The organism is Streptomyces sp. NPDC087310, assembly GCF_044744405.1.
Taxonomy (GTDB): domain Bacteria; phylum Actinomycetota; class Actinomycetes; order Streptomycetales; family Streptomycetaceae; genus Streptomyces.
In genome coordinates, this window is record NZ_JBIUYF010000002.1 from 672,143 (window position 1) to 696,059 (window position 23,917).

Sequence of the window (23,917 nt, forward strand, 5' to 3'; positions counted from 1 at the left end):
ACCGCCAGGGGCCCCGATGGATCCCGGGACGGATCCCGGGTGATCTCGGACTTCCGATGCTAGTCCTCGGGTGTGACAACGAGGCAGGCGCGGTACGGGGGCTTCTCGCACCGCCTTGCCCCGAGCCTGATCATACGTATAACTTCACCCTATGTCCCATATCGCTCTGGTCACTCTTGTCGTCGACGACTACGACAAGGCCATCGCCCACTACACGGAGGCCCTCGGCTTCGAACTGGTCGAGGACACCGACCGCGGCGACGGCTCCCGCTGGGTCGTGGTCGGCCCGCGCGCGCTCGACGGAACCACCGACGGAACCACCGGCGGGACCACCGGCGCGGCCGGGACCGGTCTGCTGCTGGCGCGTGCCAAGGACGACGCCCAGCGCGCGAGCATCGGCGCGCAGACGGGCGGCCGGGTCGGCTTCTTCCTGTACACCGACGACTTCGCCCGCGACCACGCCCGCATGACCGCCGCCGGTGTCCGCTTCGTGCGGGAGACCCGCCACGAGCCGTACGGAACGGTCGCGGTCTTCGAGGACCTGTACGGAAACCTCTGGGACCTGCTCCAGCCCGCGTAGGCCCGGCGCGGTCGTGGGGCCGGTGCGCGCGGGCCTTCGCGGGGCGGTACCTTCGTGCTGCCGAAATCCGGCGCGCCCTCCCCGGGTTCACGGCGGGTGCGGGCCGGACCAGCCAGGAACGAAGGGGGCCGGCCCATGGGCCTGGCGCAGTTGCACTACACCTCGGCCCCACCGGGCCCGGACGGGCCGGGCTCCGGCTTCGTCGCCGTCACCCCGGGCATACCCCGGTCGCTGCTGGACGAGGTGGAGCGGCTGATCGGGTACGAGCCGCCCGAGGGCGCCCCGCCGCACCCCACCGACGCCGAACCCGCCTCCCTGCCACAGGCGTTCAGCCACAGCGTGCTCTCCGACGGCAGCCGGCTCCTGGCCCGTACGGTCGGCACCATGACGGCCACCGGCACGGGCACGGGAACGGCCACCGGCACGGGCGGCTCCCACACCCATGCGGTCCTGTTGCCCCGGGACGCCGGGCTGCCCGGCGGCGGACTGCCCATATCGGCCTGGAACTCGGTGCGTTGGGCCACCTCCGCGCCGGAGAGCGGGACCCCGGCGCCGCTGGAGGAGCTGCCCCCGCTGGGGCTCCTCGGCCGGGACGTGCTGGTCGGGTTCGCCGCCGCGCGCGCCCCGTGGCTCGCGCGGTTCTTCGCCGGGCTGCGGGAACAGACCAACACCGACACCGGCATCGGTACCGACACCGACAGCAACACCGGCACCGGCACCTCCGCGCGGATCGTCCTCGTCGAGCGGAGCAGCGCCGATGTCGCCCAGTGGATCGCGCTGGCCTGCGCCGCCCTGCCGCGCGAGCACGCCGAGCCGCTGACGTTCACCACGTACACCCGCCGGCCGCGCGAGGCCACCCAGCGGATCGTCGGCGTACTCCCGGACGGTGTACGGGAATGGACCGAGCCGGATCAGCGCCTCCGGGTCCTCGACTGCACCGGCCGCGCCCCCGCTCCGACGGGTCCTCCCCCGTCCGCGTCGCCCCGGTACGCCGCGTACGTCTGGGGCGAGATCGCCGCGCGCGTCTGGCTCGGCAGGGCCCCCGAGGTGTTCACGGAGGCGGCGGCGCTGCCGGGCGGCGCCCTCTCCCCCGGCGCGCTCGCCTTCGCCGCGCTCTGCGCGGACCTCACCCTGGGCCCGGAAGGCCGTACGGAGGCAGCTACTTGGGCGGGCCGGCACGCGCGCGAGCTGTCCCCCGGGCGGCTGCACCGGCTTGTCGAAGCGCTCGCCGCCCCGGCCGAGGACCACCGTACGGAGGCCGAATGCGCCGCCCTGGCGCGGCTGTTCACGGCACTCGACACCCTGGCGCGGCCGACGGGGCGGGACGGCGGCCGTACGGCGGCCACGCTCGGCGTACTCGGCGCGCTCGTGCTGACCACGGCCGTACGGATGGACCGCGTACCCCAGGAGCCGCTCCCCGAGGCGGAGTTGTCGGCGCTCCCCGAGGAGCTGAAGCGGCGGCTCGCCGACGAGCTGGCCCCCGGCCTCCTCGCGGGCATCGCCGACGACACGGGGCCGGACATCGCCCGTCCGGTGGAGTTGCTGCGCGTCGCCGCCATCCTCGGCGTGGACTGTACGGAGCTGCTTCCGGGCCTCGCCGCCCACCTGGTGCGCGCCCTCTCCACCGATCCGGAGACGGCCCGCGTCCCGGCCGTACGTACCGTGCTGGAGGACCACTTCGAGCTGCGTACCGCGCTGCTCGGCGCCCTCGACGCGCACGCCGCCGACGATCCCGCCGCCGCCACCCGGCTGCTGGGCACGGTCGACCTCCCCCTCGGCGGGGTGCAGACGCTGCCGCATCTGCGGATGTGCGCGGGCGCGCCCTGGACGCGGCAGGCCGACGGGGACGGTCTGAGCGCGCTGCACGCCGCGCTACGGGCCTGCGGCGTCTCGGCGTTCACCGATCCGCTCGTGCTGCGTACGGCGGTACGGCTGGTGTGGGGCGGCGGCGCGCCGACCGCGGGCGAGGCGGGGCGGCTGCTCGGCGAGACGGGTTCGGACGCGCACCGCGCGGCGGGCACGTGGACCACGCTCGTCCGGGCGGCGCTCGACAGCCCCGCCGACGACCCGGACGCCCCGGACCTCGCGCACGATCTGCTGCGCTGCTTCCCCGACAGGCTGGAGCCGCGCGTACGGGGTGCGCTGCTGCTCCTCGACTTCCTCCGCGAGCTCGGCTCGGGCCGGGCCGAACCGCCGTGGACGGAGCGGGCGTTGTCCCTGCGGGCCGACGCCGAGCCGGTGGAACCGACCCTGCTGGACCGGCTGTTCGCCACCCTGGGCCGTCAACTGCTCTCGGAGGAGAGGCCGGAGGGCGAGCTGTACACACTGATCCACTGCGGCGAGCCCGCGCTGCTCACGGCGTACGCCGCGGCGGCCCAGGAGCCCCGCGTGGCGGACCGGCTGCGTACGTCCCCCGCGTACGCGGCACACTGCTTCGTCGCGTGGAGCTCGCTGCCGGGCGCGAGCGCCGCGTGGGACACGACGCGTACGGCGCTCCGCGACAAGGTCCTGCGCCCGGCGGTCCGCGCCCTCCCCGACGCGGACGTCGCCGCCGTCGAGCACCATCTCGAACAGGAGGGGGCCACCGGGCGGAGGAGTTCCGCGCCTGGAACCGGCCGGGCGCGCTCAGCAGGCTGGGCCGCCGCTTCGGTTCCCTCGGCCGGCAGCGGTGAGCGGGGTCCGGCTTTCCCCGGAGACCGGGGCGGCCCGGGAGCCGAGGGAAAGCCGGACCCCGGACCCCGGGTCCCACGCGACAGCGCGGACACGGCGGACTGCGCGACAGCGCGGACCGTTCAGTCCTCGTCCGGCGCCAGCCGCAGCGAGATGCTGTTGATGCAGTACCGCTGGTCCGTCGGGGTCGCGTACCCCTCGCCCTCGAAGACATGGCCCAGGTGCGAGCCGCAGCGCGCGCAGCGCACCTCGACGCGGACCATGCCGTGCGAGCGGTCCTCGATCAGCTCGACCGCGTCCGTGTCCTTCGGGTCGTAGAAGGACGGCCAGCCGCAGTGCGACTCGAACTTGGTGTCGGAGCGGAAGAGGTCGGCGCCGCACGCGCGGCAGGAGTAGACGCCGGTCGTCTTCGTGTCCGTGTACTCGCCGACGAAGGCGGGCTCCGTGCCGGCCTCGCGGAGCACCTTGTACTCCGCGGGCGACAGCTCAGCGCGCCACTGCTCTTCCGGCTTGTCGATCTCGTACGCCATGGCTCTCTTGCCTCTCTGGGTCGTCAGGGCCTGACCGGTCCGCCGGGCGGGTCAGCCGGCCAGGCGGGCCAGGATCCGCGGGCCGAGGTCCGTGACGTCGCCCGCCCCCATGGTGAGAACGAGATCACCGGGGCCCGCCATTCCCGCCACCGCGTCCGCCACCGCGTCCTTGTCGTGGACGGCCGTGACCGTGGCGCCCGCCGCCTGCGCCGCCTGGACGATCAGGGCGCTGGTGACGCCCGGGATCGGGTCCTCGCGGGCCGGGTAGATGTCGAGGACGAGCGACGCGTCGGCGAGGGCGAGCGCCTGGCCCATCTCGGTGCTGAGTTCCTGGGTACGGGAGAACAGGTGCGGCTGGAAGACGACCAGCAGCCGGGAGCCGGGGGCCGCCGCCGCGCGCATCGCCTCCAGGTCGGCCGTCATCTCGGTGGGGTGGTGCGCGTACGAGTCGATGACCTGGACGCCCGCGGCCTCGCCCTTGAGCTGGAGGCGGCGCTTGACCCCGGTGTACGTGCCGATGGCCGAGGCGAGGTTGTGCGCGGGGATGCCGAGGGCGACGCCCGCCGCGAGGGCCGCGACCGCGTTGAGGGCGTAGTGCCGGCCGGGCACGGAGACCGTGAAGGTGAGCAGGCGGCCGTCGAGCAGGACCGTCACCTCGCTGGTCAGCCCCCGTGCGGTGATCTTGTGGACCCGTACGTCGGCGCCTTCGGCCACGCCGTACGTGACGACCTTCACGGTGGCCAGGTCGCGGACCCGCGCGGTCAGCTCCACCGCGCCCGGCTGGTCCGCGGAGATCACCAGGGTGCCGCCCGGGACGATCTTGCCGACGAAGGTCTCGAAGGACTCGTAGATCTCGTCCATCGAGGCGTAGTTGGCGTGGTGGTCCAGCTCGACGTTGAGGACGATCGCGACCTCGGGGTCGTACTTCTGGAAGCTGCGGTCGCTCTCGTCCGCCTCGGCGACGAAGATCTCCCCGCCGCCGTGCCGGGCGTTGGTGCCGGGGCCCGCCAGGTCGCCGCCGATCGCGTACGACGGGTCGAGGCCCAGCTCGGTGAGGGCGACGGCCAGCATGGACGTGGTGGTCGTCTTGCCGTGGGTGCCCGCGACCGCGATCGGCCGCAGGCCGCCGCCCATCAGCGAGGCCAGCGCGTCGGAGCGGTGCACCACGGGCACGGAGAGCTCGGCGGCGCGCGCCAGCTCCGGGTTGTCGGCCCGGATGGCGCTGGAGACGACCACGCACGAGGCGTCGTCCGCGAGGTGCTCCGCGGCGTGGCCGATGTGCACGGTGGCCCCCAGCGCCCGCAGCGCCTGAGCGGTCTCCGACTCCTTGGCGTCGCTGCCCGCGACCTTCGCCCCGCGCTGGGCGAGGATCTTCGCGATGCCCGACATCCCGGCGCCGCCGATACCGATGAAGTGCGGCCGTTCCATGGCGACGGGGATACCGGTACCGGGTGCCATCTGTGTTTCTCCCAAGGTGCGAGCGGGGTGCTGGGCAAGGACCGACAGCGTACGTCCGGCACTGCCGGTGCCGTCGATTCAGCCTATTCGCTGTGGGCGAAGAGTTTGAGCACCGGTACGCCGACCTTGTGACGGGCCCGGGACGCCCAGTCCCGGTGGAAGAACTCCTCCACGTAGTGCGGTTCGGTCAGCACGATCACCTCGTCGGCCGCCGCGTCCTCCACGACGGTCTTGAGCAGGTCCAGCGGGTGTTCCTCGACCACCTGGCCCACGGCCTCGGAGCCCGCCGCGCGCAGGGCCCTCAAGGAGTGTTCGAGTGCCAGTTCGGCCGGCTGTCTGGCGGCCGTGCCCTCCAGTTCGTCGCCCTCGCGCGTGGCGTCCCGCAGTTCACCGACGGCGACGTCGTCGATGGCGCGCAGCAGGACGTCCGCCTGGTCGCCGCGGGGTTGCATGAGCACCACGAAGGAGACCGTCTCGTCGCCGTGGAGAGTGGTGACGAACTCCACGTCCTCCGGCGTCAGGGGCTTCTCGATCATCAATACGCTTGTGAACACGACAGGCGCCCTTCTGTTCCACTGAGCAGTTCCACTGAGCTGTTCCACTGGGTCGACTGAGCCACTTGGTGCACGGGCCCTCCGGACCCGCTGCGGAAACCATCCTTCCCCGTGCCCGCACGGGGTCCGAGAATAAGTCTGCCCAGCGGAAGCTAACCGGAACGGTGAATTCCGCTCATTGTCGGACGCGGTGGTACCGGGTGAAGAGGAACCCGTCCTGCTCCAGCAGGGACGCCAGTGCGAACCTCTCCGGTACGGCGACGGCGGGGCCCCCCGCGATGCGCTGCGCGTCCCCGGCGGTGAGCGTCGGGGAGAGCGTCAGACACAGCTCGTCCAGGACGCCCGCCGCCACGAACTGGCCCAGCAGCCGCGGGCCGCCCTCGGTGAGCAGCCGGACGAGGCCGCGCTCCGCCAGGGCGCGTACGGCGCGGGCGGGGTCCACCCCGGCCCCCTCCCCCGCGACGATCACCACCGCGCCGGCCTTCTCGGCGGCGTGCACCCGGTCCCGCGGGGCGGCGGCGCCGGTCAGGACGAGCGTCGGGACGCTGGGCGCGGTGAACAGCGGCGCCGCGAGGTCCAGGTCCAGGCCGGCGGTGACGACGGCGATCGCGGGCGCGGGCGTCTGGCCGGCCGCGGCGCGCCGCGCGGCGAACGCCTCGCGGGCGCGGGCCGGCCGGTACCCCTCCCGCCGAACCGTTTCCGCCCCCACCACGACCGCGTCGGCGAGCCCGCGCAGCGTGCCGAAGATCCGCATGTCGGCGTCGGAGGAGAGGGCGTGCGACAGACCGTCGTGGTGGGCGGCGCCGTCCAAGGTGGAGACCATGTTGGCGCGCAGCACGGCCCGGCCGCCCTCCGGCCCCTCGCCCCCCGCGTACTCCGGGTAGGCGTAGGCGTCCGCCAGCTCGTCGAGCGTCCACTCACGCCCGGCCCCCTCGGCGCCGACGGGGAGGTCAGCGGGGGTGCCGGGCGCTGTCTGATCGGTCACAGGGAACAGGCGTCGCATGTCCAGCAGTCTGGCACGGAGCATAGAGTGAGGAGTTGTGTCGTCCTCCACCCACGCCTCCGGTCCCGCCTCGGCAACCGAGTCGGCCCCCCTCTCCCTCTGCGCCCGCGAGCCACGCGTCCCCGCCGACCGGCTGGTCGCGGAGATGGTGCCGCCGCCGCGCTTCGACTCCGTACGTTTCGACACGTACGTACCCGACCCCAACCAGCCGAGCCAGACCGAGGCCGTCACCGTCCTGGACGCCTTCGCCGCCGGGTTGGGCGGCGCGCACCGCGTCGCCGGTTCCGGGGGTTCCGGGGGCGGCATGCGCCGCTGGTTCGCGCGGAAGCCGCCGGCGCCCACGGGGCCGCGCGGGGTCTATCTGGACGGCGGGTACGGCGTCGGCAAGACGCATCTGCTGGCCTCGCTCTGGCACGCCACCCCGGCCCCGCCCGAGCAGAAGGCGTTCGGCACGTTCGTGGAGCTGACGAACCTCGTCGGCGCGCTCGGCTTCCAGCAGACCGTACAGACGCTCGGCGGGCACCGGCTCCTGTGCATCGACGAGTTCGAACTCGACGACCCGGGCGACACCGTTCTCGTCTCCAGCCTGCTGGGCCGGCTGGTCGAGCGGGGCGTGGCGCTGGCCGCGACGTCCAACACCCTGCCGGGCAAGCTCGGCGAGGGCCGCTTCGCCGCCGCCGACTTCCTCCGGGAGATCCAGGGGCTCTCCGCCCAGTTCCGGCCGCTGCGCATCGACGGCGAGGACTACCGCCACCGGGGGCTGCCGGAGGCTCCCGCCCCGTACTCCGACGAGGCGGTGACCCGGGCGGCGTACGCCACCGAGGGCGCCAGCCTGGACGACTTCCCCGGGCTGCTCGACCATCTCGCCTCGGTCCACCCGAGCCGGTACGGGGCGCTCACGGAGGGGGTACGGGCCGTCTGCCTCACGGAGGTCGTCCCGGTCCCCGACCAGTCGACGGCGCTGCGGCTCGTGGTCCTCGCGGACCGGCTGTACGACCGGGAGGTGCCGGTGCTCGCCTCCGGTGTGCCGTTCGACCAACTGTTCAGCGACGAGATGCTGAACGGCGGCTATCGGAAGAAGTACTTCCGGGCGATCTCCCGTCTCACCGCGCTGGCGAGGGACGCGAAGGGGCTGGTCACTCCGTAGGGTCCAGTAGGTTGGGGGCTTTGGGGGCCGCAAACCCCCGTGCCGGAGCGGCCGGCCCCCGTGGCCGCCCCGGCGCCGCCGTTGACCATCGGAAGGAACCATCATGGCTACTGTTCGCACCGCTCACACGGTCTGGGAAGGCGAACTGCTCAAGGGTTCGGGCACCGTCACCTTCGACTCGTCCGGCATCGGCGAGCAGCCCGTCTCCTGGCCGTCGCGCGCCGAGAAGGCCAATGGCAAGACCAGCCCGGAGGAGCTGATCGCCGCCGCCCATTCGAGCTGCTTCTCCATGGCCCTGTCGCACGGCCTGACCGGCGCGGGCACCCCGCCCACCAAGCTGACCACCAAGGCCGACGTCACGTTCCAGCCGGGTGAGGGCATCACCGGTATCCACCTCACCGTGGAGGGCGAGGTCCCGGGTCTGGACGCGGACGCCTTCCAGGCCGCGGCCACCGACGCCAAGGCGAACTGCCCGGTCAGCCAGGCCCTGACGGGGACGACCATCACGCTGAGCGCGTCGCTCGTCTGACGGCGGCGCTGTACGGGGCGCCGTACGGGGCGCCGCCCGGCGTTCACCCGGTGTCAACGCGGAATTGACATGACGTCACCCCGTTGTTGACGAGCGGTGCCCCATGCGACACCAGAGGCTCTCGGTGACCCGCATGGTTCACGTGTCCCATGTGCACGTGATACACACATGCGGGTCACGTCTCCTGTCCGCCAGCAGGGAGTTGCCTCATGTCCGCAACACGACGTCAGATCCTCGCCCGCGGCGGTGCCACCGCCGCGGGCATCGTCTTCGCCGGGGCCGTATCGGAGCTGTTCACCGGTACCGCCGCGGCGCACACCATGGGCCGCGGAGGGTACGGCCCTCTGGTCCCCGACCCGGACGGCCTGCTCGACCTGCCCAAGGGCTTCCGCTACAAGGTCCTCTCCCGGGAGGGCGACCCGCTCCGCTCCGGCGAGGGCCGGGTCCCCAGCAACCACGACGGGATGGCCGCCTTCGCGGGCCGGCGCGGCCGGGTCCATCTCGTACGCAACCACGAGAACCGCCCCACCGCCCGGATCGGCGTACCGACCGTCGACGGCATCACCTACGACCCGATGGGCAAGGGCGGCTGTACGGCGCTCGAACTCGACGGGCGCGACAACGTGCTCGGCGAACGCGTCGCCATCGCCGGCACCGCCGTCAACTGCGCGGGCGGGCCCACCCCCTGGGGCACCTGGCTCACCTGCGAGGAGACCGAGGACCGCGCGGGCACCAACGGCTACACCAAGGACCACGGCTTCATCTTCGAGGTCGACGGCGCGGACCCGCGCCGCACCGGAGCCGTACCGCTGACCGCCATGGGCCGGTTCCAGCACGAGGCGGTCGCGATCGACCCCGGCACCGGCGTCGTGTACGAGACGGAGGACGCGTTCGAGAAGCCGTTCGGGCTCTTCTACCGCTTCCTCCCCGAGAAGCCGCGCGGCGGTGTCGGCTCGCTGCGCGCGGGCGGGACGCTGGAGGCCATGCGGGTGCCGGGGGTGCCGGACCTGTCGACGGTCATGGAGACCGGCGCGACCTTCGACCGGATCGAGTGGGTCCCCGTACCCGACCCGCTGGCGAAGGAGACCCCGATCCGCTTCCAGGACTTCGGCGCCGGGGGCATCACCCACGCGCAGAAGCTGGAGGGCTGCTACTGGGGCGACCGCGCGGTCTACTTCGTGTCCAGCTTCGCGCACAGCTCGGACGGCTCGGCGGGTGACCACTACGGGCAGGTCTGGAAGTACGAGCCGCAGCGGCGCCGGCTCACGCTGGTGATCGTCTTCGGCCCGGACACCGACATCCAGTTGCCCGGCGAGTCCCCGGACAACATCTGTCTGGCGCCCAGCGGCGGTCTGATGGTGTGCGAGGACGGCGGCGGCGCGCAGCACGTGTTCGGGGTGACGCGGCGCGGCGAGGTGTACGCGATGGCCCGGGGCGCCAACAACGTGGGCACCCCGGAGGATCCGGAGTGGGGCGAGTTCGCCGGAGTGACGTTCTCGCCGGACAGCACCACGATGTACGTGAACTGCTACACCCCGGGGACGACGTTCGCGGTGACGGGCCCCTGGCACTGACGCGGTACACACCCTGACGCATACGCGTCCCCGCCGGCGCGCCCCGCCGACCGCACAGCGGTCGCAGGGCGCGCCGATCCGTCGCATCCTGCGGTGAGGGCTCTTCGGTGAGGGGCCGACCGAGCGGAAGGGGTGCGCGGTGGCCACGAAGGACAAGAAGAACACGAAGGGCGCGAAAGACACGAAGGACGACAGGAAGCGGAAGAAGCCGGGAGAGGCCGGTAAGCGGCCGGGACCGGTACCGGCCCTCCGTGAGCTGCTGCGCGTCCCCGAGGGCGGCCCCGTCGACCTCTCCGCGTACGACACGAGGGCGACCCCGGGCGGCCCGGCGGACAAGGCCGCGGGCCGCGCGGCCATGAGCGCGCTGGCCGCCCGTCTGGCCGGACTCCAGGACCGTCTGTACGCGTCCTCCACCGCGGGCGACACGCGCCGTCTGCTGCTGGTCCTCCAGGGCATGGACACCAGCGGCAAGGGCGGCACGGTCAAGCATGTGATCGGGCTGTTCAACCCGTCCGGCTGCCGGATCAGGGCGTTCAAGGAGCCGACGCCGCAGGAGCGGAGCCATCCGTTCCTCTGGCGGATCCGGCGGGCGCTGCCCCGGCCCGGCGAGATCGGCATCTTCGACCGTTCGCACTACGAGGACGTCCTGATCGCCCGCGTCCGCGCCCTGGCCTCCCGGCGGGACCTCGCCTCACGCTACGGACAGATCAACCGCTTCGAGCGGGAGCTGGCCGACGACGGGACGACGATCGTGAAGGTCTTCCTCCACATCGGGTACGAGGAGCAGCGCGACCGGCTCCTGGCCCGGCTGGACGACCCGGACAAGCACTGGAAGTTCCAGCCGTCCGACATCGCGGACCGGGCGCTGTGGCCCGCCTACCAGGAGGCGTACGAGCAGGCGCTGCGGCGCTGCTCCACGGAGGCGGCGCCGTGGTTCCTCGTACCGTCGGACCGCAAGTGGTACCGCAACTGGGCGATCAGCACCCTGCTGCTCGAACACCTGGACGCGCTGGATCCGGCGTACCCGGCGGGCGATTTCGACGTCGAGGAGAGCCGCAGGCGGCTGCTCGCGATGGGCCGGCCGGGCTGAGCCCGGCGCGACCGGCCGGACCAAATCTTCGGGGTGCGTGAGCGCCGTGCACCGATTCCAGACAGATCATCATATATTTTCCGCGTGTGACCAGATATGTACGCATGCTCACCGCCGTCGGCGCCCTCGGGGTACTCGGTCTGCTCGGCTCCGCCCTGTCCGGGTGCGCGGGCGCCGACCGCGCCGGTGCCGGGACCACAGCCGCCTCTCCCCCGCACACCGCGTCGCCCCGCCCCGCCGTGGCGAAGGGGCCGCCCAGCATGGTTCCGGGGCCCGACGGGCTGACACCGGTCTTCCAGCGCGGCGCCCCCGCCGCGGGGAAGACGGTGGCCCTCACCTTCGACGCCGACATGACGGCCGACCAGGGCCCGCGGGCCGCGGGCGGCGAGCGCTTCGACAACCCGTCGCTGATCGCGCTGCTGCGCCGGCTCGAAGTGCCGTCGACCGTGTTCATGACGGGACGCTGGGCCGAGGAGTACCCGACCCAGGCGAAGTCGATCGGCACGGACCCGCTCTTCGAGATCGCCAACCACTCGTACAGCCACTACGCCTTCACCGCCGACTGCTACGGGCTGCCGGTCATCGGCAAGGAGCGGATGGCCGGCGACGTGGAACGGGCCTTCAAGGCGTTCCACGCGGCGGGGGCGCGCAACGTGGTGCCGTACTTCCGCTTCCCCGGCGGCTGTTACGACAAGGCGGCGCTGCGCGCGCTCGCCCCGCAGAAGGTGACCGCCGTGCAGTGGGACGTCGTCAGCGGCGACGCCTTCGCCACGGACCCGGACGCCGTCGCGGACCAGGTGCTGGCGGACGTGAAGCCCGGCTCCCTGGTGGTGATGCACTGCACGCGCAGCGCGGCGCCGGTGACGGAGGACGCGGTACGGCGGATCGTGCCGGAGCTGCGGGAGCGCGGCTTCCGCTTCGTCCGGGTGTCGGAGCTGATGGCGCACTGAACCGACGGGGAGTCCGGCGGACGGCACCGCCCCACGGGGTCAGCCTTACGGGGTCAGCCCGAGCACGCCGTCCGCTGGGCCTCCTGCCACTCGCAGACGGGGCAGAGGGTCGCGCCCCTGACCGTCTCGGGGTGCTCGGTCGGCTCCCCGCACAGCACGCAGTCCGCGTACGCCGTCACCACCGGTTCTCCGGCCGTCCGCCCGCTCGTCCGCTCGCTCATACGGTCGAGCCTACTGGGGCCCGCCCGTTCTCCGGTCCCGGTCCGCCCCGCTCCCGGTCCGCCCACTCCCGGCCAGCCCGCTTCCGGTCCGCCCGCTCCCGTCGCCCGCTCAGCCGTCCCGCCGGGTGCCGATCACGCACGCCACCGCCGCCGCCACGCCCGCCACCAGCACGGCGGCCACCAGCGCCGGACCCGGCGCGCTGACCTCCCCGGTCAGCGAGCCGGTCACCAGGCCGCTGACCGCGTACCGCGCCGGGGACCCGGTGATCACCAGCGCGACCAGCGAGACCACCGTCGTGGCCGCGATCGACCAGCCCCGGGCGCGCAGCAGCGGCCGGTTGCACAGCGCTCCGACGGCCGCGCCGACCAGCAGACAGACCAGCGCGGCGAGCAGCCCCGCCGTACCGGCGGACACCACGTCCACCCCGACCGTGAAGTCGGCGTTCTTCGGTTCGCTGATCAGGATGACGAGCAGCGTGCCCGCCACCCCGATGGCACCCGCGACGGCCACGGCGGCCAGCAGCGTGGCGAGATGCGCCCGGCGCGTCCCGTTCACCGCGCCGACGACCGCGCGGGAGGCCGCCGGTTCCTGGGTGACACAGATCCGGACCAGCCAGGCGGTGACGGGCAGCAGGGCCGCCGCCGCGTATCCGAGCGAGTCCAGGATCGGCTGCCCCGACTGCACCCCGACGCCGAGGAAGATCCCGTACAGCAGGAGCGGCGGCAGCCAGCGCTGCGAGCGCAGCAGCAGGGCGATCTGATAGCTGAGCAGTGCGGTCATGAGGAGATGCGCTCCGTCTCCGTGGTGGCGGTACCTGCCGGGGCCGGCTCAGCGGCCTGACCCACCTCCCTGATGTGCCAGGGCGGGCCGGCGGTGAGCAGCGCCCGCAGCAGCGCGTCGGAGTGCTCCGCGGCCACCGTCAGCAGGACGGAACCGTCCTCGGCGGGTACGTCGCAGGCGGGCGCCCCGGGCAGTGCGGCCGCCGCCGCGCCGTCGAGCGCCGTGCCCGGCGGCCCCTCGGCGAGTATCCGTACCACCTCGGCCCGCTCCCCGTCCCGTTCGTCGTCGGGGAGCGCGGCCTCGGTACGAGGCACCACGCCGCCGTCCACCACCCCGTACAACGCGTCGGACGCCCCGGCCAGCCGCCGCCGGTCGTGGTCGACGAAGACGACCGTGCCGCCCGCGGCGACACGCTCGGCGACCGCCCGGTCCAGCTCCGCGCGGGCCGCCGTGTCCAGCCCCGTCCACGCCTCGTCGAGGACCAGCAGCTCGGGCTCGGCCAGCAGCGCCTGTGCGACGGCCACCTTCTGGCTGGTGCCCTTGGACAGCTCGTCCATCGGCGTCCGGGCGTGCTCCTGCGCGCCGAACCGCTCCAGCCACTCGACGGCGCTCGCCGCCGCGACATCGCGGCGCAGCCCGTGGATCCGGCCGAGGTGCATCAGATATCCGGCGGCCGTGAAGGGCAGCGAGACGGGGAAGCGCTCGGGAACGTACGCCGTGCGGCAACGGCCGTGCAGGCGGCCCTCGGTCGGCACGTCGATGCCCGCGATCAGCCTCAACAGGGTTGATTTCCCGCTGCCGTTCACGCCCTCGACCCGGACCAGGGCGCCCGCGGGGAGTTCGAGATCGACCCCGCGCAGCACCCAGGGCCCGCGGAGGCCGTAACGGCGGCCCACACCTTGGAGGTTCATCCGGGCATGATCTCAGCTCGCGTCAGTGCGCGGTGGGCTTCTGCGCAGTCGCCTCGCTCGGCCGTACGATCACGAAGCCCTCTCCCTGGAGCATCAGTTGGACGGCCTCACCGGATCCGCCGCGGATCATCGACCCCACGGACTGGGAGCGATGCAGGGATGTACCGAGTTGTGCGCTCCAGCCGACGACCGCGTCCGTGTCGACGTACACCGGTGCCTGCGCCGTGACGGGAATCACGATGGGATCGCCCTCGCAGATGACGCCGAGTTTGCCGTAGCCGGTGAAGACACTGTTGAAGAGACCACCTCCGGTCATCCCCGCGCCCTTCACCGTCTTGATCTCGTAGCTGAGGGTCGGATCGAAGCAGAGCACGTTACGGCCGTTGATGGTGAGCGCGTCGCCCTGCTCCACATCGACGATGAAGCAGTGGGCCGCCTCCTGCGCGAGCCACACCTCGCCCTGGCCCTTCACCGTCATGAGCGGCAGCCCCTCACCGGTGACCGCGCGCTTGAGGAGCCCGCCGAGGCCCTGCCCCTTGCGCTCGAACTCCAGCGAGCCGCGGTAGGCGACCATCGCCCCCTGCCGCGCGTACATCTCACCGTTGACGGCGTACTTGATCGACTTGGCGTTCTGGAGGGTCATCCCGGGCGCGGTGGCCGGCTGGGCCATGTGTCCCGTGGAGAAAAGGTCGCTCTTCATGCCGTGCATCGTCGCCCGGACCGGTACGTTCCGCCAAGAAAGGTTCGGCCAAGAAATCCGCGGGCCGGCAGGGGCGCGGCGGCTGGCAGACTGGGGCCGTGAGCAGCGAGAGCAACGAGAGCGCCCCGGCGGAGAGTCCCTTCCGCCACGAGTCGACCGCCCGGGACGAGGCCCCGCAGTACGTACTGCCGCTGGTGGTCCGGATCGAGAAGGCCGCGCCGCCTACCCGTACCGACGCCCTGGAGACTGCGGCCCGCGCGGTGCTCACCCTGCTCTCCGACGAACGGGCCCTGGGCGAGGGCGAGAACGAGGGCGAGTGGGCCCAGGCGGTACGGGACTGGCAGGACGCCCGGATCCGCAAGGTGGTACGGCGGGCGCGCGGCGCGGAGTGGCGCCGCGCCTGCACGCTCCCCGGGATCACGGTGACGGGCCGCGGCCCGCTGGCGCAGGCGCCGGCCACGGACGGTGCGCCGCCCGCGGACGGTGCGCCGCCCGCGGACGGTGCGCCGGCCTCCGCGGCGGACGGTGCGCCGGTCGCGGACGGTGCGCCGACTGCGGAAGCCGGCGCGTCGTCGTCCGTCGCCGAGGTACGGGTCTTCCCGCCCGTCCCGCTCGACGGCTGGCCCAAGGAGCTGGCCAAGCTCCAGGTCTCCGGCACCGACCTGGACGACCCCGCGCCGCCGCCCCCGGCCGACCCGGCCCACCCGGTGCTGTGGCTGAGCCCCGACCTCGACATGTCGGCGGGCAAAGCCATGGCCCAGGCCGGACACGGCGCCCAACTCGCCTGGTGGGAACTGCCGGAGACGGACCGCGCGTCCTGGCGCGACGCCGGGTTCCCGCTCTCCGTCCGCACCGCGGACCCCACGCAATGGCGTCAACTCACCACGGCCGGGCTGCCGGTGGTCCGCGACGCGGGCTTCACGGAGATCGCCGCGGGATCCTGCACGGTGGTCGCCGACCACCCGTCGCTGCGCCGCTGACCGACGCCCGGGAGAGCGGCCCGCACGGTCATCGATCATCCGCCGCCACCGGGTTGAACACACCCGGCGCGCCGTGCGTATTCCTCCATACCGCCAAGGCGGGTTGAACGGCCGCGCTCTCAGCGGTTGATTCAGCGGTGTCAGTTTTCGGTTCGGGAGGCAGCACATTGTTGCGACGTATCAACGGTTCGGCGCTCATCATCGCGGCATTGGTCGCCACAGTGGCGGCACTGGCCTTCCCCGTGTGGTCGTACGCCGACCGTTCCGGGACCGGGCAGGCCAACATCAACGCGTCGTCCGTCTCCACCCAGTGGGGCCCCCTGACGGCCACCGACCGTGATTTCCTGGTCAAGGTCAGGCTGGCGGGGCTCTGGGAGCTGCCCGCCGGACAGCAGGCCCTCGAACGCGCGCCCACCAAGGCGATCAAGGAATGTGGTGACCACCTCGTCGTGGGCCACACCGACCTCGACAAGCGGGCCCGTGACGTGGCGGGGAAGCTCGGCGTCGAGCTGCCGAACCAGCCCAACGACCAGCAGCAGGGCTGGCTCAGGGAGCTGTCGGCGGCCACCGGCCAGGAGTACGAGCAGAAGTTCGCCAACCTGCTGCGCAACGCGCACGGCAAGGTCTTCGCCCTGATCGCGGAGGTACGGCACACCACCAGGAACACCCTGATCCGCAATCTCGCCAGCGACGCCAACATCACCGTCCTCGACCACATCACCATGCTGGAGGCCACCGGCATGGTCGACTTCGACTCGATCGCCAACGAGGCCGCCGGCACCAAGACCGCCAGCCCGACCGGCCCGCCGCCCCCGAACGGCAACCTGCCCCCGGCCGCTGAGCCGGTGGTGCCGAACGGGAACGAGAAGCTGACCTCCGAGCCCTCCACCGGGCCGGGCGCCCCCACCTCGATCAACACCAACCGGCCGGACCCCGGCGCGAGCTGACCCACGGCGGTTCCAAGGCGGTGCCACAACGGTTCCGCAGCGGTTCCACAGCACGGTGCCTCCCCCTCACATCCGTACCGGGGGAGGCACCGTGCTTTCGTGGCGGGGGCGTGGAACCTCAAATCAACCTCTGAACGTCCTCCCTCCAGGATTCACGGAGGCGTTCTCGGGGTCATGACCCCTGCAACCGCGAGCCAGGTCGCGTACGGAGGAGTCCGCAACAGGGGGAAACCATGAACGACACACCACGTCTGGGCACCGGCATCGGCTGGCGCCCGGAGATCGCCGACACGGTGGAGGCCCTGTCCGGGGTCGACTGGGTCGAGGCAGTCGCGGAGAACCTGTGCGCCGGCCATCTCCCCGAGTCGCTGGTACGGCTGCGCGAGCGCGGCGTCACCGTCGTCCCGCACGGGGTCTCGCTCGGACTCGGCGGCGCGGACCGCCCCGATCCGCGGCGGCTGGCGGAGCTCGCGGAGTGCGCCGAGGCCCTTGGTTCCCCCCTGGTCACCGAGCACATCGCCTTCGTACGGGCCGGTGGGCCGCGCACCGCGTCCCCCGTACTCGAAGCGGGTCATCTGCTGCCGGTACCGCGCACCCGCGACGCGCTGCGCGTGCTCTGCGAGAACGTACGGATCGCGCAGGACGCGCTGCCCGTGCCGCTCGCCGTGGAGAACATCGCCGCCCTGATCTCCTGGCCGGACGAGGAGATGAGCGAGGGACAGTTCCTCGCCGAACTGGTCGAACGCACCGGGGTCCGGCTGCTGATCGATGTCGCCAATCTCCACACCAACCACGTGAACCGGGGCGAGAACCCGGCGAGGGCGCTGGACGAACTGCCGGTCGAGGCCATCGCGTACGTCCATGTCGCGGGCGGGATCGAGCGCGACGGCGTCTGGCACGACACCCACGCCCATCCGGTCACCCGGCCCGTGCTCGACATCCTCGCCGAGCTGCGCTCGCGGGTGGCGCCGCCGGGCGTCCTGCTGGAGCGGGACGACGACTTCCCGCCCTCGGCGGAGCTGGCGGGCGAACTGACGCTGATACGCGAGACGCTGGAGGCCGGCGGGGCGGCGACGGTACGGGCCTCCTCTGCCCCGGAAGCCGTCGCTCCGGTACGGGCCTCCTCGCCCGCGACGGAAGACCCCGCCGACCTCGCCGACGCCACCGACGCCACCGACCCCGCCGACACCACCGAGGCGGCCCGGGCGCGGCTGGCGCTCGCCGAGACCGCGCTGCTCTCGGCGCTGGTCGCCGGCACCCCCGTACCGGAAGGGTTCGATCCGCGCCGGCTCGGCGTGCAGAGCCGCGCGCTGGCCGCCAAGCGTGCCGGTGTCGTCGCCAAGGTGGCACCCGAGCTGCCCGGGATCCTCGGCGACGGCTTCCGTCCGGCGTTCCTCGCGTACGCCGCGCGGAAGCCGATGCGCGGCGGTTACCGCAGGGACGCGCTGGACTTCGTCGAGACGCTGCTGATCGAGGGGCGCCCCGAGGATCCCGCGGCCCGGCGGCGGCTGACCCTGTGGTGGCAGGAGCGGGCGGGCGCGCGCCCGCCGCGCCGGGCGGTACGGCTCGTCCGCGCGGCCCGCGCCGCGCTGGTCGGGGGGTGACGGGCGATGACCTCCCTTCCCGTACTGGCGGCGCATCTCACCGTGGTGGCCTCGTCCGTGGCGCTGATCGCCGGGGTGGCCGGTCGGCGCGGCCGGGGCGCGGCCGGCGCCGGCCCGCTCCATGACGTGGCGGAGGCCGCGTTCCTCGGCGGTGGCCCCGGGCGCGTCGTGGACGCCGCGCTCGCCGGGATGCACGCGGACGGCCGGATCTCGGTGGGCGGCCCGGGGATCGTCGCCGTACTCCGGCCGGTCGCCCAGGACCCCGTCGAGCGGTCGGTGCTCGACGAACACGCGGCGGCGCCGCACGGCGGGCTGCACGCGCTGCGGCTGGCGGTGATGCGCGGCCCGAACGTCCAGCGGGTGGGCGACGCGCTCGCGGAGCGCGGGCTGCTGGTCCGTCCTGGGCGGGCCCGTCCGTGGCGGCGGTGGGGCGTGCTCCAGGGCCTGCTGTGTCTGCTGGCCGTGCCCGTCACCTTCTTCGTGGCCTTCCTGTCGGCCTTCCACGACGACGGTCTGGGCGACGGCTTCGACAACTTCACCCTCCTGCCCACCCTCGTCATCGGCTCCGTCGTCGGCCTGGTCTGCGCCTCCGTCGCGGGGCGCCGGATCACGCCGGCCGGGCGGCGGGCCCTGCGCGCCTTCGTCGCCGGGCAGCCGTACGCCCCGCCGTCCGTCGCCGGGCAGGTCGCGGCGCACGGCCTGGCCGGGGTCGCCGACCCGCTGCTGCGGGAGCAGTTGCGTACGGCGGCGAGGCTGCGCCCCGGACGGGACTTCTCGCCCGCGCCGCATCTCGCCGTCGGGGCCGTGGGGTGGTGCTCCGGCGCGCAGCCCGGTTCGGGGACGGGGTGCGGCGGGTCGGGGTCCGGCTGCGGCGCCGGATCCTGCGGCGGCGGAGGCGGAGGCGGGGGCGCGGGCGGCGACTCCGGGTCCGGTGGAGGCGGGAGCAGTTGTGGCGGCGGCAGTAGCTGCGGCGGAGGGGGTGGCGGCGGGGGCTGCGGAGGCGGCGGAGGCTCCTGAACCGTCGCCCGGGACCGCCTCTTCGCACACTCCCGCCCGTTCCGCACGCCGGGCGGCGCCCAGGAGTGGCCGTGGGGCGCATCGGGGTCATCGGCCTCCGACACCGCTCACCGGTCCTTGCCAAGTCCCGGCCCCCTGCCGACGCTCGTCGTGCCGTCGCTCCCCCGGACCCCCGGATTCCGGGAGACCTCCGGACCGCTCGTACGCACGCACGAAGGGAACACGATGAGAGCAGTCGCGAAGTACGGGGCTCTGACGACCCTCGGCTCCCTGGTCCTGTCGGCCCTCGTCGCCGTCCCGGCGGACGGCGCCTCCGCCGACAACGGCCCGGCCGCCGCCACCGCGGAGACCCGCGGCGTGGCCCGGGCGGCGGCGCGCGCCGCCGCCGCCGGTGTCACGTTCGGTGCCTGCCCCGAGGCCGAGAAGCTGCCCGCCCCCGTCACCTGCGGCACCGTCGAGGTCCCCCTCGACTACGCCGCGCCCGACGGACCCACGATCGGCCTCACCGTCAGCCGGGTCACCGCGAGCGGTCCCGCCGACCGGCGGCAGGGGGCGCTCGTCTACAACCCCGGTGGCCCCGGAGCCTCCAGCATGTACTTCCCGCTCGCCGCCGAGGTGTCCGGGTGGAAGCGGATCGCCGCCGCGTACGACCTGATCGGCTACGCGCCGCGCGGTGTCGGCCGCTCCGCGCCGCTCTCCTGCCAGGACCCGGCGGACTACGGGAAGGCGCCGACCCAGGCGCCCACGCACCCCTCCGCGTCGTACAAGCGGGAGCGGATCGCCGAGGCGAAGGCGTACGCGCGGGGCTGCGCCGCCCACGCGGGTGAGGCGCTGCGCCACTACCACTCCCGCAACAACGCCCGCGATCTCGACGTCCTGCGCGCCGCGCTCGGCGAGCGGAAGCTGACGTTCATGGGGGCCTCGTACGGGACGTACTTCGGCGCCGTCTACGCGACGCTCTTCCCCTCGCACGTACGGCGGATGGTCTTCGACTCCGCGGTCAACCCGGACCCGGACCGGATCTGGTACCGCAACAACCTCGAACAGTCGGCCGCGTTCGAGCGGCGCTGGGAGGACTTCCGTACCTGGGTCGCCAAGCACGACGCGACCTACCACCTGGGCACCGACGCCGCGCAGGTGCAGCGGAGTTACGAGCAGGTGCGCGCCGGGGTCGCGCACGAACCGGCCGGCGGCAAGGTGGGCCCCGGGCAGCTCCAGGCGGCGATGCTCGGCGCCGGCTACTACGACGACTACTGGGCGCTGCGCGCCACCGCGCTCTCCGAGTACGTCCGGGGCAACCCCGAGCCGCTGATCTCCCAGGCCACCCCCCGCCCGGCGGCCGCCGCGAGCGGTGAGAACAGCAACGCCGTCTACACCGCCGTCGAGTGCAACGACGCGCCGTGGCCGACCCGGTGGCAGGTGTGGGACCGCGACAACACGGCGCTGGCGCGGCACGCCCCGTTCGAGACCTGGGACAACGCCTTCATGAACCTGCCGTGCGCCTACTGGCCCGCGCCCCGGCAGGAGCCCGTCGACGTCCGCACCCGCCCCGGACAGCTCCCGCCGACGCTGATCCTGGCGGCGGAGCGGGACGCGGCCACCCCGTACGAGGGGGCGCTGGAGCTCCAGCGCCGGCTGGCGGGCTCGGCGCTGGTGACCGAGCGGGACGCCGGTACGCACGGGGTCTCGGGCGGCGACAACCCGTGCGCCAACGCGTATCTGGAGGACTATCTGCTGACCGGGAGGACACCGGCGCGGCGCACCGAGTGCGCGCCGCACCCCGAGCCGAACCCGATCTCACTCGAACCGGCCGCCCGGCTCGCCGATCTGCGAGGAAGGCCCGGTCCGGCTTCTCATTCCTGAGTGCACGCCGTGGGGTCGAGGGGCGGACGCCGCTCGACCGCCAGGCTGAGGCTCTCCTCGATACGGTCCAGGACGCGGATCATGGCGTCCTGTTCGCCCGCGCCCAGATCGCCGACGGCCCCCTCCTCAAGTTCCGCCCAGATCTGTTCGACCCCTTTGCGCAGCGCGAGGCTGGCGGTGGTGGGTTCGATGATGGTGGCGCGCCTGTCGGTCTCGCTGGGCCGCCGGCGGACGAAGCCCGCGTTCTCCAGCCGCTTGACCGTACGGGTGATGGTGGCCGCGTCCGAGCCGAGCAGCCGCACCAGATCGGCCTGACGCTGCGGGCCGAGGTCCCACAGTTGCATCATGACGAGCTCCTGCCCGGGGTGCAGCCCCACGCGGCGCAGGAGCTGTCCGGCGAGCATCCGGTGCAGGCGGGCCACGCGGAAGATCGCGTGGCTCACGGGCCCCGCCTTGACCGACGGCGGCAGCTCGGGGCGGGTCATGCCCGCGCAGGGGTTCGCGCAGGGGTCCGCGGACGGGGCGCCGCCCGGATCCTTCGCCATGTCGTTCACGCCGCTCACAGCCCCTCACGCCCTCACGCTGATTGTTGCCCGAACAGGAACATTCTACCGCGACGCGCCCTGCGCCCTGCGGGACGGGCGCCACCAGCACCCCAACACAGGAGAGTGACGCACATCACAGAAGCTCAGGAATGCGGCGAGGCTATTTACTTGTTCGAACAGGCAATGACATCGCGTGGTGTCACCCAGCCGAACCGAACAGGATCCTGATCATGACTACGGCCTTCGCCCCTTACGAACTCGGCGGCATCCGCCTGTCCAACCGCATCGTGATGGCCCCCATGACCCGCAGCCGCGCCCACGGCGCCAGGCAGACCCCCACGGAGCTGATGGCGACCTATTACACGCAGCGGGCGAGCGCCGGTCTGGTCGTCACCGAGGGCACACAGCCGTCCGCGATCGGCCAGGGTTACCCGGACACCCCCGGTATCCACTCCGCCGAGCAGATCGCGGCCTGGCGCGGGATCACGGACGCCGTACACGCCGAGGGCGGCGCGATCTTCCTGCAGATCATGCACACCGGACGGGTCGGCCACCCGAGCCTGATGGGCCTCACCCCGGTCGGCCCCTCGGCGGTCAAGGCCAAGGGCCAGGTCTACACACACCAGGGGCCGCAGGACTTCGTCGAACCGCACGAGCTGACCGAGACGGAGATCGCGGCGACCATCGCCGACTTCGCCACCGCGGCCCGCAACGCCGTCGAGGCGGGCTTCGACGGTGTGGAGCTGCACGGCGCCAACGGCTACCTGATCCACCAGTTCCTGGCGCCCAACTCCAACCAGCGCACCGACGCCTGGGGCGGCAGCCCCGAGCGGCGGATCCGCTTCGCCGTCGAGACCGCGAAGGCCGTGGCCGAGGCCATCGGCGGGGACAAGGTCGGCTTCCGTATCTCGCCCGGCAACACCTACAACGACATCGACGAGAGCGACCGGCCGGACGTGGAGGCCACCTACACCGCCCTCGTGGACGCGCTCGCCCCGCTCGGCCTGGCCTACCTGCACCAGATGGAGGCGCCCGGAATCCGCGACCTGGTCCTGCGGCTGCGCAAGGCATGGCCGAGCACCTTCGTCCTCAACCCCTTCACCGGCACGGAGCCCACGGGCCCGGACGAGCTGAAGCTCATCGAGGACGGCACCGCCGACCTGATCGCCTACGGGGCCCTCTTCCTCGCCAACCCCGACCTGCCGGCCCGCCTCGCCGCCGGCGGCCCCTACAACACCCCGGACCCCGCCTCCTACTTCGGCGGTGACCAGGGCGGCTACACCGACTACTCGGCCCTCGGCTGACAAGCACCGACCCGGGTTCCATCGGCCGTGACCGGGGCGGAACGGGCTGGACCGGGGAAGAACGAGGTTCTTCCCCGTAGGTCACAGCGTTTCCGCAGGCCGGCGGCCGATGGGAACCCGGAGCCGAACCCGGTGTCGCTGGACGGGCGTGCGCGCAGCAGGGAACTGCCGCCGCCCGTCTGATCTTCCGGGTGGGGTGGCCCGGTCCGTACGGTCACGGACCCGGCCACCACGTCATTCCGTCACGCCAACCCTGCCACGAGGTCCGCGACCGACTTGCGGCGGCCCGTGTAGAACGGGATCTCCTCCCGCACGTACAGCCGCGCCTCGGACCCGCGCAGATGACGCATCAGGTCGACGATGCGGTACAGCTCGTCGGCCTCGAAGGCCAGTACCCACTCGTAGTCGCCGAGCGAGAAGGACGACACGGTGTTGGCGCGTACGTCAGGGTAGCCGCGCGCCATCTTGCCGTGGTCCGCGAGCATCCTACGGCGGTCCTCGTCGGGCAGCAGGTACCAGTCGTAGCTGCGGACGAAGGGGTAGACGCTCACGTAGTCGCGGGGCGTCTCGTCGGCCAGGAAGGCCGGCACGTGCGACTTGTTGAACTCCGCGGGGCGGTGCAGCGCCATGTTCGACCAGACCGGCTCCAGCGCGCGGCCGAGCCGGGTGCGCCGGAAGCGGTTGTACGCGTCCTGCAACTCGTCCGAGGTCTCGGCGTGCCACCAGATCATGACGTCGGCGTCGGCGCGCAGCCCGGACACGTCGTACGTGCCGCGCACGGTGACGTCCTTGGCGTCGAGCTGGTCGAACAGCTCCTGGACCTCGTCCGCGTAACCGGTCCGGTCCTCGGGCAGGACATCACGCAGCCTGAAGACGGACCACAGCGTGTAGCGGATGACCTCGTTGAGGTCCTTGGCCTTCTTGCCGGCGTTCGGGATCTTCTCGGGAGCAGCAGTCAT

At 73.0% G+C, this 23,917-nt stretch carries 22 protein-coding genes and 1 pseudogene; 13 read left to right on the plus strand and 10 right to left on the minus strand.

Annotation, left to right across the window (positions count from 1 at the left end; translation table 11 throughout):
* The first annotated feature begins 151 nt into the window (after positions 1–151).
* Both ACIO3P_RS08750 and ACIO3P_RS08755 read left to right on the plus strand, forming a co-directional pair.
* Positions 152–580, plus strand: coding sequence for a VOC family protein (locus tag ACIO3P_RS08750; RefSeq protein ID WP_329822028.1), 429 nt, complete (start codon positions 152–154; stop codon positions 578–580).
* A 135-nt stretch (positions 581–715) separates the two neighbouring features.
* Positions 716–3,103: pseudogene (locus ACIO3P_RS08755) on the plus strand (GTPase-associated protein 1-related protein); the annotation flags it as partial.
* Positions 3,104–3,372: 269 nt separating this feature from the next.
* On the opposite strand, the gene msrB reads toward ACIO3P_RS08755, so the two are convergent.
* The 4 genes from msrB to ACIO3P_RS08775 all read right to left on the minus strand — a co-directional run bounded on the left by msrB (position 3,373) and on the right by ACIO3P_RS08775 (position 6,795).
* Entirely contained in the window at positions 3,373–3,780 is a 408-nt protein-coding gene (msrB, locus tag ACIO3P_RS08760) for a peptide-methionine (R)-S-oxide reductase MsrB (protein ID WP_329822030.1), read from the minus strand.
* Between the two features lie 51 nt (positions 3,781–3,831).
* Positions 3,832–5,238: a UDP-N-acetylmuramate--L-alanine ligase gene (gene murC, locus ACIO3P_RS08765; RefSeq protein WP_329822031.1), complete on the minus strand. Its 1,407-nt coding sequence runs from the start codon at positions 5,236–5,238 to the stop codon at positions 3,832–3,834.
* Between the two features lie 83 nt (positions 5,239–5,321).
* Positions 5,322–5,774: an indole-3-glycerol phosphate synthase gene (locus ACIO3P_RS08770; protein ID WP_329822032.1), complete on the minus strand. Its 453-nt coding sequence runs from the start codon at positions 5,772–5,774 to the stop codon at positions 5,322–5,324.
* Between the two features lie 193 nt (positions 5,775–5,967).
* Positions 5,968–6,795, minus strand: a complete 828-nt coding sequence (locus tag ACIO3P_RS08775) for a pyrimidine reductase family protein (RefSeq protein WP_329822033.1) — start codon at positions 6,793–6,795, stop codon at positions 5,968–5,970.
* A 37-nt stretch (positions 6,796–6,832) separates the two neighbouring features.
* Here ACIO3P_RS08775 and zapE point away from each other — a divergent pair, with 37 nt between their 5' ends.
* The 5 genes from zapE to ACIO3P_RS08800 all read left to right on the plus strand — a co-directional run bounded on the left by zapE (position 6,833) and on the right by ACIO3P_RS08800 (position 12,085).
* Complete coding sequence (gene zapE, locus ACIO3P_RS08780; RefSeq protein ID WP_329822034.1) at positions 6,833–7,942, plus strand: cell division protein ZapE; 1,110 nt, start codon at positions 6,833–6,835, stop codon at positions 7,940–7,942.
* Positions 7,943–8,045: 103 nt separating this feature from the next.
* Positions 8,046–8,471 carry an OsmC family protein gene (locus ACIO3P_RS08785; RefSeq protein ID WP_329822035.1) on the plus strand — a complete coding sequence of 142 codons (426 nt, stop codon included), beginning with the start codon at positions 8,046–8,048 and terminating at the stop codon, positions 8,469–8,471.
* A 209-nt stretch (positions 8,472–8,680) separates the two neighbouring features.
* Positions 8,681–10,045, plus strand: coding sequence for an alkaline phosphatase PhoX (locus tag ACIO3P_RS08790; RefSeq protein ID WP_329822036.1), 1,365 nt, complete (start codon positions 8,681–8,683; stop codon positions 10,043–10,045).
* 256 nt (positions 10,046–10,301) lie between these two features.
* Positions 10,302–11,135, plus strand: coding sequence for a PPK2 family polyphosphate kinase (locus tag ACIO3P_RS08795; RefSeq protein WP_401848833.1), 834 nt, complete (start codon positions 10,302–10,304; stop codon positions 11,133–11,135).
* A gap of 104 nt (positions 11,136–11,239) precedes the next feature.
* A complete protein-coding gene (locus tag ACIO3P_RS08800; protein WP_329822060.1) occupies positions 11,240–12,085 on the plus strand; it encodes a polysaccharide deacetylase family protein in 846 nt (281 codons plus the stop codon).
* A 53-nt stretch (positions 12,086–12,138) separates the two neighbouring features.
* On the opposite strand, the gene ACIO3P_RS08805 is transcribed toward ACIO3P_RS08800, so the two are convergent.
* The 4 genes from ACIO3P_RS08805 to ACIO3P_RS08820 form a co-directional block, all read right to left on the minus strand.
* Entirely contained in the window at positions 12,139–12,306 is a 168-nt protein-coding gene (locus ACIO3P_RS08805; protein WP_329822037.1) for a hypothetical protein, read from the minus strand.
* Positions 12,307–12,415: 109 nt separating this feature from the next.
* Positions 12,416–13,087: an ABC transporter gene (locus ACIO3P_RS08810; protein WP_329822038.1), complete on the minus strand. Its 672-nt coding sequence runs from the start codon at positions 13,085–13,087 to the stop codon at positions 12,416–12,418.
* A complete protein-coding gene (locus ACIO3P_RS08815; protein ID WP_401848408.1) occupies positions 13,084–13,998 on the minus strand; it encodes an ATP-binding cassette domain-containing protein in 915 nt (304 codons plus the stop codon). The genes ACIO3P_RS08810 and ACIO3P_RS08815 overlap by 4 nt, the downstream gene beginning before the upstream one ends.
* A 22-nt stretch (positions 13,999–14,020) precedes the next feature.
* A complete protein-coding gene (locus tag ACIO3P_RS08820; protein WP_401848406.1) occupies positions 14,021–14,698 on the minus strand; it encodes an AIM24 family protein in 678 nt (225 codons plus the stop codon).
* 98 nt (positions 14,699–14,796) lie between these two features.
* Here ACIO3P_RS08820 and ACIO3P_RS08825 point away from each other — a divergent pair, with 98 nt between their 5' ends.
* From ACIO3P_RS08825 to ACIO3P_RS08845, 5 genes are all read left to right on the plus strand, one after another.
* Positions 14,797–15,678 carry an aminoacyl-tRNA hydrolase gene (locus ACIO3P_RS08825; protein WP_401848405.1) on the plus strand — a complete coding sequence of 294 codons (882 nt, stop codon included), beginning with the start codon at positions 14,797–14,799 and terminating at the stop codon, positions 15,676–15,678.
* Positions 15,679–15,848: 170 nt separating this feature from the next.
* Entirely contained in the window at positions 15,849–16,625 is a 777-nt protein-coding gene (locus tag ACIO3P_RS08830; protein WP_329822042.1) for a DUF4142 domain-containing protein, read from the plus strand.
* A 233-nt stretch (positions 16,626–16,858) separates the two neighbouring features.
* Positions 16,859–18,229 carry a DUF692 domain-containing protein gene (locus ACIO3P_RS08835; RefSeq protein ID WP_401848403.1) on the plus strand — a complete coding sequence of 457 codons (1,371 nt, stop codon included), beginning with the start codon at positions 16,859–16,861 and terminating at the stop codon, positions 18,227–18,229.
* Positions 18,230–18,235: 6 nt separating this feature from the next.
* Complete coding sequence (locus ACIO3P_RS08840) at positions 18,236–19,246, plus strand: TIGR04222 domain-containing membrane protein (RefSeq protein ID WP_401848401.1); 1,011 nt, start codon at positions 18,236–18,238, stop codon at positions 19,244–19,246.
* A 225-nt stretch (positions 19,247–19,471) separates the two neighbouring features.
* The gene (locus ACIO3P_RS08845; protein WP_401848399.1) at positions 19,472–21,109 is read left to right on the plus strand and encodes an alpha/beta hydrolase; all 1,638 of its coding nucleotides are present in this window, start codon (positions 19,472–19,474) and stop codon (positions 21,107–21,109) included.
* Here the strand turns inward: ACIO3P_RS08845 and ACIO3P_RS08850 are convergent.
* On the minus strand, positions 21,100–21,594 hold the full coding sequence (locus ACIO3P_RS08850; protein WP_329822061.1) for a MarR family winged helix-turn-helix transcriptional regulator: 495 nt from the start codon (positions 21,592–21,594) through the stop codon (positions 21,100–21,102). The two genes, ACIO3P_RS08845 and ACIO3P_RS08850, sit on opposite strands and share 10 nt — an antisense overlap.
* Before the next feature lie 290 nt (positions 21,595–21,884).
* On the opposite strand from ACIO3P_RS08850, the gene ACIO3P_RS08855 reads away from it, so the two are divergent.
* On the plus strand, positions 21,885–22,958 hold the full coding sequence (locus ACIO3P_RS08855) for an alkene reductase (RefSeq protein ID WP_401848398.1): 1,074 nt from the start codon (positions 21,885–21,887) through the stop codon (positions 22,956–22,958).
* A 242-nt stretch (positions 22,959–23,200) separates the two neighbouring features.
* Here ACIO3P_RS08855 and hemQ read toward each other — a convergent pair whose 3' ends face one another.
* Positions 23,201–23,917 carry a hydrogen peroxide-dependent heme synthase gene (gene hemQ, locus ACIO3P_RS08860; protein ID WP_329822047.1) on the minus strand — a complete coding sequence of 239 codons (717 nt, stop codon included), beginning with the start codon at positions 23,915–23,917 and terminating at the stop codon, positions 23,201–23,203.

What these genes read in the sequence shown, in the direction of transcription:
- ACIO3P_RS08750 (WP_329822028.1), top strand. Translation starts at nt 152, where the DNA reads ATGTCCCATATCGCTCTGGTCACTCTTGTCGTCGACGACTACGACAAG.
- msrB (WP_329822030.1), bottom strand. Translation starts at nt 3,780, where the DNA reads ATGGCGTACGAGATCGACAAGCCGGAAGAGCAGTGGCGCGCTGAGCTG.
- murC (WP_329822031.1), bottom strand. Translation starts at nt 5,238, where the DNA reads ATGGCACCCGGTACCGGTATCCCCGTCGCCATGGAACGGCCGCACTTC.
- ACIO3P_RS08770 (WP_329822032.1), bottom strand. Translation starts at nt 5,774, where the DNA reads ATGATCGAGAAGCCCCTGACGCCGGAGGACGTGGAGTTCGTCACCACT.
- ACIO3P_RS08775 (WP_329822033.1), bottom strand. Translation starts at nt 6,795, where the DNA reads ATGCGACGCCTGTTCCCTGTGACCGATCAGACAGCGCCCGGCACCCCC.
- ACIO3P_RS08785 (WP_329822035.1), top strand. Translation starts at nt 8,046, where the DNA reads ATGGCTACTGTTCGCACCGCTCACACGGTCTGGGAAGGCGAACTGCTC.
- ACIO3P_RS08790 (WP_329822036.1), top strand. Translation starts at nt 8,681, where the DNA reads ATGTCCGCAACACGACGTCAGATCCTCGCCCGCGGCGGTGCCACCGCC.
- ACIO3P_RS08800 (WP_329822060.1), top strand. Translation starts at nt 11,240, where the DNA reads ATGCTCACCGCCGTCGGCGCCCTCGGGGTACTCGGTCTGCTCGGCTCC.
- ACIO3P_RS08805 (WP_329822037.1), bottom strand. Translation starts at nt 12,306, where the DNA reads ATGAGCGAGCGGACGAGCGGGCGGACGGCCGGAGAACCGGTGGTGACG.
- ACIO3P_RS08810 (WP_329822038.1), bottom strand. Translation starts at nt 13,087, where the DNA reads ATGACCGCACTGCTCAGCTATCAGATCGCCCTGCTGCTGCGCTCGCAG.
- ACIO3P_RS08815 (WP_401848408.1), bottom strand. Translation starts at nt 13,998, where the DNA reads ATGAACCTCCAAGGTGTGGGCCGCCGTTACGGCCTCCGCGGGCCCTGG.
- ACIO3P_RS08820 (WP_401848406.1), bottom strand. Translation starts at nt 14,698, where the DNA reads ATGAAGAGCGACCTTTTCTCCACGGGACACATGGCCCAGCCGGCCACC.
- ACIO3P_RS08835 (WP_401848403.1), top strand. Translation starts at nt 16,859, where the DNA reads ATGAACGACACACCACGTCTGGGCACCGGCATCGGCTGGCGCCCGGAG.
- ACIO3P_RS08840 (WP_401848401.1), top strand. Translation starts at nt 18,236, where the DNA reads ATGACCTCCCTTCCCGTACTGGCGGCGCATCTCACCGTGGTGGCCTCG.
- ACIO3P_RS08845 (WP_401848399.1), top strand. Translation starts at nt 19,472, where the DNA reads ATGAGAGCAGTCGCGAAGTACGGGGCTCTGACGACCCTCGGCTCCCTG.
- ACIO3P_RS08850 (WP_329822061.1), bottom strand. Translation starts at nt 21,594, where the DNA reads ATGACCCGCCCCGAGCTGCCGCCGTCGGTCAAGGCGGGGCCCGTGAGC.
- ACIO3P_RS08855 (WP_401848398.1), top strand. Translation starts at nt 21,885, where the DNA reads ATGACTACGGCCTTCGCCCCTTACGAACTCGGCGGCATCCGCCTGTCC.
- hemQ (WP_329822047.1), bottom strand. Translation starts at nt 23,917, where the DNA reads ATGACTGCTGCTCCCGAGAAGATCCCGAACGCCGGCAAGAAGGCCAAG.